This is a genomic window from Methylophaga sp., assembly GCF_030651745.1.
Genome location: NZ_JAUSCC010000021.1, coordinates 1 through 9,788 on the forward strand (window position 1 = coordinate 1; position 9,788 = coordinate 9,788).

The following is a 9,788-nucleotide window of genomic DNA, read 5'->3' on the forward strand; positions in this document are numbered from 1 at the left end:
AACAGATCCAACAGATCCAACAGATCCAACAGATCCAACAGATCCAACAGATCCAACAGATCCAACAGATCCAACAGATCCAACAGATCCAACAGATCCAACAGATCCAACAGATCCAACAGATCCAACAGATCCAGTTAATGCGCCCATATTACTCATAAGTGTTGGAAACGAGCAGGTTTTTGTTGGCTCAACAAATCTAATTATTAATGGTAGCTTTGAAAATATTGGCGGACCGGATGCAATATTCGAATCCAATCCAACGACTGGACGCGATAATGCTACTAAGCAATTTGATGGCATGGGAAATAATGCACCTGATAGTTTATCTGGAACTAAATTCTTACAAATGATTTCAATGGAAGGCTGGACCTTATCTGATGGTTCAGCACCCATGGAGCCTCATGCTAAAGCTCATGCTGGTGTGGGCACCTCAGATGGTGAGCATTACATGGATTTGGGCGGAAGTCCAGGCGATATATCTATTCAGCAACAGGTTTCAGGTCTAACTAATGGTGCGAGTTATCAGCTAAGCGTTGACTATCTGGATAAAGCCGCTAAACAAGAAAAGGGGATAAGTGGTGAAAAATCCGGCGTATTGCAAGTCATGTGGAATGGCGAAGTAATTGCTACGATAGATGGTAACAATCGTACAGAGTGGCTAACCTTTAGTCATGTTGTTGTAGCTGGTTCTGGTGATGGCAGTAATACACTTGTTTTATCTGAGGTGGGTGAAAATAATGACAACTGGGGGATGGCTGTTGATAATGTCCAGTTAATACCAATTACTTACCAATATGATTTATCCATCTCTGCGGGCATGTTGGAGTCAGGCACTAGTGATCAGCTTAGTTTTGTAAGTTTATCTGCAAATTCATTACCTGATGGTGTATCAATTGTCGGTTTGACACCAGATGCGAATGGATTTTATCAGATTGATGCTTCAGATAAAGTAGTTTTAACTCTGACATCTAATAAGCAGCTTACTGTAGATGATATTAATAAAATCAGCGGATCAGTAACGTTAACTGGTGATAACTCCTCATCCAGTATTACGGAAACAGCCTATTGGGAAGTTACTGGCCAATCTACAGATGATATTTTAGAAAGTACTGCTGGTAACGATATTCTGACAGGTGGTGCTGGTAAAGATATATTCGTTTGGAATGCTGGTGATGAAGGTGTTGCCGGGACCCCTGCTCTTGACATCGTAACGGACTTTAATATTGCAGAGGGAGATGTCCTGGATTTCTCGGATATTCTTATCGGTGAGGAATCAGGTAACCTGACAGATTTCATTTCCATCACAGAAGATGGTTCAGATATTGTGATTGAACTGAAACCAAATGCAGGTGATGTGACACAAATTGTTACCTTGCAAGGTAAATCTTTAGCTGACCTAGGTTTAGGTGGTTTTGATACTTCAACCCAACAAGCTGAGATGATTAATAAATTGGTTCAAGAAGGTCATGTGAACGTTGATAGCTAATTAAGGTTTGCAACTTCAGCTGATCAAATAAAAAACCCGCTTAACGCGGGTTTTTTATTACACCTAGAGGCTTTACCAGCAATCGGCTTCAGCAGCATTCCTTTGTCCAACTTCATTTATTGTCATCGTGTCACAACGATCATTGCTTTGGGCGCCGATCGGTTCTGCTTGAATAGTATATGAATTAGCATCAGGGGGATCTGGAAAGCTTAAGTTATAAAAAGATGAGTTACCTAGTTTAGGAGACGTGTTGAAAGGTAGTGCTGCATCGACATAAGTAAACCTTTCGGTGTAATAACGCTCCATATAGCTTGAAAGCTCCAATAAATCAGCCTGAGCATTCGCTCTACGGGTTTGTCTAACCTGTTCCTGATAGGATGGATAAGCAATTGCAGCGATGATAGCGACGATAGCAACAGTAATCATCAATTCAATGAGTGTAAATCCATGGTTTCGCTTATTCATTGCTAGTTACCTTGATTATTCATTAAGCTCCAAGAGCCATATTGTTTTGATAGTTGATAAAGGATTATTGTTGAGAGTGTCGTCCAACTCATAACCTACAGGAGTTCCAACTGTAATCCTTTTCGCACCATTAGAATCATTATGGATAACTGTATGCTCGTTTACCAAATAGGCTTGTCCTTCGATTTCTATAGTAGCTGAATCATTAAAATGCTGAGTCACGTTTCCTGTATGAGGGAACGAAACTAATGCAAGCACATTAAAACTAATGCCAAGTAAACAAGTGGTCAGGATTTTTTTCATTCTATTGCTCTTTATCTGAATAGAAAATCAAGTTGACGCCATGATTGTCTTCCCTCAAATCCTGGACCAGGATTCTCGACGGTTACCTCAATATTCCCAGATGAACCGCTGGTATATTTGAATTCACGTTGACCACCCGCTTCACTGGCAATACTTGGTGTAGGAATAATGCCCACATCAGATTTTTTCCCACTTACAGGTATCAAAACCCTATTGGGATCTGGGTTACCATCACCATCTAGCTCACAATTTGCGATACAGATGAAATCCTCTTCATTGAAAATACCTTCGCCAGTAATATCAAAAGGCGAATAGGATAAGCGCGCGCCTGTTGCATAATTTAATTCCATAAGCCAGCCTGAACCACCCGCATCGCAGGGGTCCGAGGAAGGAAGTAAAGTAGTGAAAATAATTCGTCCATTACGGACAATTGAATTACTGACTTGCCTCTCTCCATAATTATTTGCGGTATTTGGACTTATCAAATCAACGTACCAACCTAGATCATTACTCCAATTAATACTGTTGTCCGATGTGACACGATATTCTGTACTGTCAGTTGCAATGCCCTCAAGGTCTCTTCCATCAATTTCTGATCGAGTGCCTTCGTGAGTAATCTCTTGTTGTAATAGTGTTGAGCGACTAACAAGGCTATATTCGTCATTTTCCGGGTCTTGACGCTTATCCCAAATGGCATAAAACGTTTGAGTAGCCTGATTCTCAATACTATTATCATCAACCTCAAGATATTTACCTGTACCAAATAAAACTAGAAAACCATTTGATGTAGGATGCCTAACCACTTGGGGGCGCGTAGTTATTGGTTGAAGGTTACTGACAGGGCACTCATCATATGCCGCGGTGATTGAACAAGCTTGATAAAGAGGGCGAGGGGAACCTCCGTTTTTATACGCAACACCCCAATCTTCGGGTGAATTACCGGTCAAATCAAACTTCCACATATTGCCGAACAAATCGCCCGCATAGACATAATCTACAATAAAATCACCATCTATATCGACAGCTGCTGGCGAAGCAAGTCCATTCGGACGGTTTTGCCCAGTTGGATCTTGCTCTGCTCCCACTTCGGTATCAATGGTTTCAATTAATTCACCATCTGATAGGCGGACAATAAATAAAACAGCATTTCCAGAAGAGCTGTCTGCATCTGCATTACCATCACCATTATTATCTACAGTGTTGTTATAACCCCCACTAAAGACAGCTGCCCATTCACCATTTTGAAGTCTGACAATACTTGGCTGTCCATAGGTAAAACCTAAGTCCTTCCCATTTTTAAGACCGTCAACATATTCATCAGTAAATTCCCACAGAACTTTACTTGCTGCTGTTTCTTCATCTAAAAAATCAGCTGGATTAGTTACATCTAAGGCAAATATTCCTTGCCCACCACCTCCTAAACCGGACACTAAAATAGTTCGCCATTCACCCTCGATAAATGCATCGACTACTGTTGGACTGCCATCAACAAAATATTTATGTGTGTAATTAGGGTTAGCTAAACTTGGCAAGTTGGGATAGACACTTGCAGGAACGAAGGCAAACCACTCAGCGCCGACACCATCTTTCTCAGCATTAAATGCATGCAGCATTCCGTCATTTGCTCCAACATATACAAGTGGTTGACGATTGGAATTGGTGGCTTTGAAGCTTGAATAGGGACTTGTATTTTCGGGCGCACCAGTTCCCCATGTATCTGGATAACGTTGGATAGGTGCACCAACATAGGCTGGAGCAGAATTAATAATATCTCCTAACAAGAAATTTCTATTGCGAAAGGTTCCACCCTGATTACTTTGCTCGCCAGTTCGAACACCTCGCAAATAATCAAGGGTAGGTTCATCATTATTTAATAATAGTCTTTGTTCTGCAGATAGATTGTCCCAACGGAATGGCTGGCCTTGCGAACCATTAGAGGTAATGATGATCCGAGCATTTGCGGCGGGAATACTGTTTCTGGCATCCCAAGCGGCTGGAGATGAAAGTTCACCAAAATTAGCCTCTCCACTGTCGTCAATTATGGGAAAAGCAAGTAATTGTCCTGTCCAGTCTCCACTATTAAACCGTGCTTGAAAAACTAGACTATCGCTGGAAATGGAGCCTGAATTTAATGCAACGGATGAGGCAGATGAGGTTTCGTCTGAAATATTGGACAATATTGCTGAAATAGACTCAGCAAATGTTTCAGGGTCATCCGCACTGAACAAATCGCCTCGGCCATTGATAGCGGCATGCAAAAGATCATCCAATCGAGCTGCACAAGCATTACCGGTACAATTTGAATTTGCTGCATCTGGATCGGGCCAAGTGATGGTAATAGGTGAATCTGTTTTCGAAGCAGCTACCGCTGCCCAAGCATCTTCCTTACTGATGGAACCACTGACACCAAAAGAGACACCGTAAGTAACCATATGCTGCCAGAATGCTTCATTTCGTGCAGTTTTGGGAACTTTATTTTCCATATCCGGACGTAAATCGCGATTCCAATAATACATTGCCACGTCAGCAAGGGTATTTGCTCTATTATCAGAGAAAGGTGTTTTTGGATTATATTTATAAGTTTGGCCTTTTGGACCTGTTATATCAGGCCCTTGAGATCCATCAACATTGGCTCTTGCGTCAGCTGTACTTGCCTGAAACGTGCTGGTTCCGCTCCAGTATCCATCGGTCATCAAAATACTGTAACTTTGCCGGCATTGCAGATCTTCGCCGCCTGATTCGCCAGGGGTCGTGCTCCAAGGACTTGCATCACCTGTACGTGAATAATACTGACCGGCATCATCTAGTGCTTTTCGTAGCGGTGTGCCTGAAGCCGGAATATCTCGGCCATATAACTCACTAAAAAATGCTTCTCGATCATCTCCTAAGAAAGGTCTTATACCTCTTACAATTGTGCTGGTATTTTGACCATCAACTGAGCTAGATGCTTTATTAATAGCACCATACCCAATTCTTTTGCTTTCACTTTGTGTTGCAAATGCTTTACCGATTCCTGCCCTTGAAGAGAGAACTCTTGAGCGGTAATAGGTATACCAATTAGCAAAGTTTTGGATTTCTTGATCGTAAGTGCAAGTACCGTTAGAACACTCGCTTCTATTTATACGACCATGCCCTGTATAACTTGTGATAGATGAGCGAATTTCGACTTTGGTGTAATGATTCCAGCTCCATCCATCACCCGAGTTGTGCCAAAAATAGGTTGCTGGCCAGAAATTTTTAGTGTTTGTAGTAGAGCTGCATGTTCCCGAGCTATTACAGGTTCGCCACTGGTTACTATTGTAATTGCTATTAACAACTGTCAGATTTCGCGCGTTAGCGTTGACAGATTCCGTAGGACAAGCTCCTGTATTTAAAGGGTTGTGACGAGCACATGTGATGGAAGCAGCGGGAAATAAGTTATTGTTGTAACGAGTCCAGGGATTATAGGTTACTGAAGGGTTGTAGTAACTCGCATTAAATTGTGGGGAGCGTGTTCTGGCGTTGTAAGCATTATTATCATCAACAGTGGCGACTTGAACAAAGCTTTGAGAATAGTCAGAGCCATAAACACTATTTGCACGCGGATATACAAAACCTGTAATTGATTGTGGTGAGTTGATTAAAAATGCTAATTCATCTGGAGTAATTTCAAACATCATTGATCCTGAATCATCCAGAATGAACATGATGTTTGGTTCTGCACTGCCGCCAAGGTAGAGTGGGGCATTACTCAGATTTAATGGGGCTGAAAAAGTGACTGCAGGGCTTAACAGCAAAACAAAAAAGAGGGAGAGTAAGTGGGAGGGCTTGTTCATGATTAAAACCTCTTAGCCATCGTGCTTTGCAGCATGATTCGTGATTGATCACTACCACCCGTACCACGAGCCGTTATTCGGTAATACACGCGGCCGGTAGATGGACCGCCACCTGTACCCACAACCAGGTCATCGGTGACAAATTGTTGATATTCGATGATGTATCTTGGCGTGGTGATGGTGGTTGTTCCTGCATTTGTTTCAAAAGTAATATCTGTTGGTGAAGTAATACCATTTGCTGCCCACCATGCCGCATTTCTTTCATGCCACCAGCTTTCAGCGTTATTAAGTTCTGGGTCCATTGATTCTGCAACCCAGATGTTATTAGAGCCGCTGTCATTGGGATCGGGTTCAGCTGTTAAAGACGCAATCCAGGATTCGGCACTGCGTAAAGCGATTTCAGTAGCTTGGAAGGCTATTTCAACATCCATGGTATTGGCTGCCATTTTTTCTGCCATAGAGCTGGTTCGCATAGCTGCTAGTCCAATCATGGTCATTATTAGCAAAATGACTAAACTCACTATCAATGCTGCACCAGTTTGTTTTTTCATTTACTGTTCCTGCTATGAAACACGATTACGTAATGTCACTGTTCGCGTGAATACGCGTCTAAGACGCCGATCATCAGGTGTAACTGCAGCCCCTTCCAAGTTATAAGGTTGTGCACCATCCGCCGTAAGATTATTTTCCACGCTGACCATCACTAAGCTGATACGTACACTAACAATGTTGTTCCAGTTACCGACTTGATTTGCTGTTTGATAAGTATCCGCAGCGCCATTCCCGGAATTGTCTACGCCATATTGAATTTGCATTGACTCAATGCCTTCAACTATTTCTACTGGGTCAGATGTGCCATTTTTAAGATATAAAGAGGGAACTGCTGCGTTAGCACGTGATCTGATATAAAAACTGTTAGTAGCAATTTTATTAACCCAACCGGCACCAAAGTTATAACCTAGCGCAACGGTACTATTACCCGGAGTACCTGCTCCTGCAGCATGCTCTATCGTACCAGCACTGGGATTTGAGGTAATTTGAAAAATTGCCCCAGCAACACAGTCATGGGCTAAAACAATATCTCCCATTGCCAACCCATTACCACTATTAATCGTAATTGCTGCACTGCCTGGTGCGCCGGTTGTTGGATGTGATATCACGCGTAATTCTGGCGGTTCAATGGTGCGTATGGTTAGAATATCTGACCCACTTACAGGGTTAGTAATGCTGTCATCAAGTGATGGAGTCCATGCATCTGCTCCAGTTGCTTCTTGTCCTTCAATGGGGGTAGTGATATCCCATAAATAATCATTCGGGGTATTCAGCATATTATTGATGTTTAAAGCAGAGCGCGTTGCACACCCCAGATAGCCTGCACGTTCAATCGACTGAGTAAGCACAGTCATTGCGTAGCGACCATTTTCCTGCAACCGGGATTGGGCATCCTGAACACGATATACCTGACGATTATTAACAAATAATTCGATAATCCCCGCCACCAGAATTAAACCCAGAACGATAGCAACCATCAGCTCAACCAAAGATAAGCCTTGCTGTTTTTTTACAGGCATCATCAAATGGCCCCACTGAGAGTGAAAGTAGAAGTGCCTAATTCGCCGTAGTCATCACCATCGTTCAGCGTTTCTCTCCAGTTGATCGTGATGTCACAAACAAACTCACTATTCACATTAAACACCCCGCAAGCGATTTGACCGTTTCCTTGGGGTAAATAGAAAGAGAGGTTTTCAAGCCACTCGACAATATCTGCATCGGCAATTGTGTTGGTGCTGCTTGGAGGCTCGTCTCCTATAGCTATGGCATAGTTCCCATTTTGAGCCGCATCACGGTTTGCTCGCATTCTGTCCAGCATATCTGCAGCCATCATGGCCGATTGCGTACGAAACTCAGCACTTTGATTATGTTTTAGCGAGGTAATTTGTAAGTGAGCCATGCCTAGCAAACCGATGGCCAGCACAAATACTGCAATCATCACCTCCAGTAGCGTAAATCCTCTTTGCCTTAAGGGCATAAGTTAACCCCTTGCTCAACTCTTGCTCTACCACCGGGCCCAACTATAATGCGTCTCTCGATGACATCAGGAATACATAAAGTAAATGTATCATTACCTATCGCGCCTCCAGCACGTCTTACTTCACCAGAAGGCAAAAACATCACACCTACAGCGTAGTTTCCACCTGTTCTAAGTGAAATATTATTGCCCAGAGGTTGCTGCTCCATTAGTAAACAATCCTGACTTTCTATGCTGCAATCTTTTTCATTCAAATCACCATCAAACACACCATCACCATTCCAATCAGTGAAAATACGCCAGCCATCTTCCCAAACGCTATTGGTATTACTGATACGCCGCATACTCACTCGAACACCTCGGTTGATGGCTTCGGAACGGGCAACTTGAATAGAAGAAAGGAGATTATTCGCTTGGGTCGCAGCACGGTTTTCACGAATCATGGTGGCAAAGCTGGGAGCTGCGATTGACACTAAGATGACGACCACCACCAATGTGATCATTAATTCAATCAGTGTGAAACCATTTTCAGTAGCAAACTTTTTCACTTTGGTGGTGCTCCATATAGGTCTTTGGTTTTAACGCTAAAAGCATTGTGGGTCAAGCACTTATAAAGCCTAGCCGTTAACTAATTTTTAAATACGTGAGCCAGTTGGCAAATGTATCGGCTACATCTGTATTTTCTTCAATTAACCCATCAAAAACAGTGGAATTATAGCAGCTGGAATCCGTTATTTATGCGCAGTGGCAATAGCTTGCCGCTTTGGTTAGATAAGCTTGCCGCATAATTCATAACCTTTTGATATTTATTTAAAATAATTTATGGCATGCATGGTGCTAGGGGTAAGTGAAAGTAAATATTTGTTGTGGAGAAACAGCATGCCGATAAATTTTGATTCAGCCCTTGGAATTCATGCTGATGCATTAAGGATCCGCACACAGCGCGCAGAAATGCTGGCGACTAACTTGGTGAATGCGGATACGCCAAATTACAAAGCAAAGGATATGGATTTTCAAACGGCATTGCAGATGGCGGCATCTGGGCAAAAATCTGCCGCTTTAAACACCACCCATCAAAAGCATATTGCCGGAAACGGCGAGAATCCTTTTGAAGCGGCAACGCAATACCGTACAACACTTCAAGACTCTTTAGATGGCAACACTGTCGACGAACAGGTGGAACAGGCACAGTTTATGCAGAATGCGATTCAGTATCAGGCTAGCCTGGAGTTTTTAGGCAGTCGCTTTCAAGGTCTGACCAAAGCGATCAAAGGAGAATAATCTGCCATGTCATTATTTAATATTTTCGATATTGCAGGCAGCGGCATGAGCGCGCAGTCACTGCGTCTCAATACTACAGCCAGTAATCTGGCCAATGCGGACAGTGTCAGCAGCAGTGTGAATGAAACTTACCGCACTCGCCAACCAATTTTCGCGACGGTTTTAGATGATGCCCAACAGGGTTTTAAATCCGGATCGGTTCAGGTTTTGGGAATAACAGAAAGTCAGGCCCCAGTTCGGCAGGAATACAATCCTTCACATCCGTTGGCGGATGAAAATGGTTATGTCTATCACTCAAATGTGGATGCCATTGCAGAAATGGCAAATATGATGTCGGCTTCTCGTTCGTATCAGAACAATGTTGAGATTGCCAACACTTCCAAACAATTGCTGCTGCAAACTTTGC

10 protein-coding genes are annotated in these 9,788 nt (G+C 42.8%); 3 read left to right on the forward strand and 7 right to left on the reverse strand.

Annotated elements, in window-relative coordinates:
* The coding region (locus tag Q7V21_RS01635) for a type I secretion C-terminal target domain-containing protein (RefSeq protein WP_304915615.1) at nt 1-1,489 on the forward strand (1,489 nt) is incomplete at its 5' end.
* Between the two features lie 72 nt (nt 1,490-1,561).
* Here Q7V21_RS01635 and Q7V21_RS01640 read toward each other — a convergent pair.
* The 7 genes from Q7V21_RS01640 to Q7V21_RS01670 are packed head-to-tail and all read right to left on the reverse strand — an operon-like array spanning nt 1,562 to nt 8,649.
* Entirely contained in the window at nt 1,562-1,954 is a 393-nt protein-coding gene (locus Q7V21_RS01640; protein WP_304915616.1) for a type IV pilin protein, read from the reverse strand.
* 15 nt (nt 1,955-1,969) lie between these two features.
* Nucleotides 1,970-2,257, reverse strand: coding sequence for a hypothetical protein (locus Q7V21_RS01645; protein ID WP_304915617.1), 288 nt, complete (start codon nt 2,255-2,257; stop codon nt 1,970-1,972).
* 11 nt (nt 2,258-2,268) lie between these two features.
* The gene (locus Q7V21_RS01650; protein ID WP_304915618.1) at nt 2,269-6,072 is read right to left on the reverse strand and encodes a pilus assembly protein; all 3,804 of its coding nucleotides are present in this window, start codon (nt 6,070-6,072) and stop codon (nt 2,269-2,271) included.
* Nucleotides 6,073-6,074: 2 nt separating this feature from the next.
* Nucleotides 6,075-6,623, reverse strand: coding sequence for a PilX N-terminal domain-containing pilus assembly protein (locus Q7V21_RS01655; RefSeq protein ID WP_304915619.1), 549 nt, complete (start codon nt 6,621-6,623; stop codon nt 6,075-6,077).
* A 12-nt stretch (nt 6,624-6,635) separates the two neighbouring features.
* Complete coding sequence (locus Q7V21_RS01660) at nt 6,636-7,646, reverse strand: PilW family protein (protein WP_304915620.1); 1,011 nt, start codon at nt 7,644-7,646, stop codon at nt 6,636-6,638.
* Nucleotides 7,646-8,101 carry a type IV pilus modification protein PilV gene (pilV, locus tag Q7V21_RS01665; RefSeq protein ID WP_304915621.1) on the reverse strand — a complete coding sequence of 152 codons (456 nt, stop codon included), beginning with the start codon at nt 8,099-8,101 and terminating at the stop codon, nt 7,646-7,648. The genes Q7V21_RS01660 and pilV overlap by 1 nt, the downstream gene beginning before the upstream one ends.
* On the reverse strand, nt 8,092-8,649 hold the full coding sequence (locus Q7V21_RS01670; protein WP_304915622.1) for a GspH/FimT family pseudopilin: 558 nt from the start codon (nt 8,647-8,649) through the stop codon (nt 8,092-8,094). Before Q7V21_RS01670 ends, pilV begins: the two co-directional genes overlap by 10 nt.
* 331 nt (nt 8,650-8,980) lie before the next feature.
* Between Q7V21_RS01670 and flgB the strand changes: the two genes are divergently transcribed.
* Nucleotides 8,981-9,382, forward strand: coding sequence for a flagellar basal body rod protein FlgB (gene flgB / locus Q7V21_RS01675; RefSeq protein ID WP_136554693.1), 402 nt, complete (start codon nt 8,981-8,983; stop codon nt 9,380-9,382).
* Nucleotides 9,383-9,388: 6 nt separating this feature from the next.
* Nucleotides 9,389-9,788, forward strand: a 400-nt coding sequence (gene flgC, locus Q7V21_RS01680) for a flagellar basal body rod protein FlgC (RefSeq protein ID WP_304915623.1), incomplete at its 3' end; no start/stop codon positions are given.

Excerpts from the sequence above, each read along its gene's own strand:
- Q7V21_RS01640 (WP_304915616.1), bottom strand. The coding sequence starts at position 1,954 with ATGAATAAGCGAAACCATGGATTTACACTCATTGAATTGATGATTACT.
- Q7V21_RS01645 (WP_304915617.1), bottom strand. The coding sequence starts at position 2,257 with ATGAAAAAAATCCTGACCACTTGTTTACTTGGCATTAGTTTTAATGTG.
- Q7V21_RS01650 (WP_304915618.1), bottom strand. The coding sequence starts at position 6,072 with ATGAACAAGCCCTCCCACTTACTCTCCCTCTTTTTTGTTTTGCTGTTA.
- Q7V21_RS01655 (WP_304915619.1), bottom strand. The coding sequence starts at position 6,623 with ATGAAAAAACAAACTGGTGCAGCATTGATAGTGAGTTTAGTCATTTTG.
- Q7V21_RS01660 (WP_304915620.1), bottom strand. The coding sequence starts at position 7,646 with ATGATGCCTGTAAAAAAACAGCAAGGCTTATCTTTGGTTGAGCTGATG.
- pilV (WP_304915621.1), bottom strand. The coding sequence starts at position 8,101 with ATGCCCTTAAGGCAAAGAGGATTTACGCTACTGGAGGTGATGATTGCA.
- flgB (WP_136554693.1), top strand. The coding sequence starts at position 8,981 with ATGCCGATAAATTTTGATTCAGCCCTTGGAATTCATGCTGATGCATTA.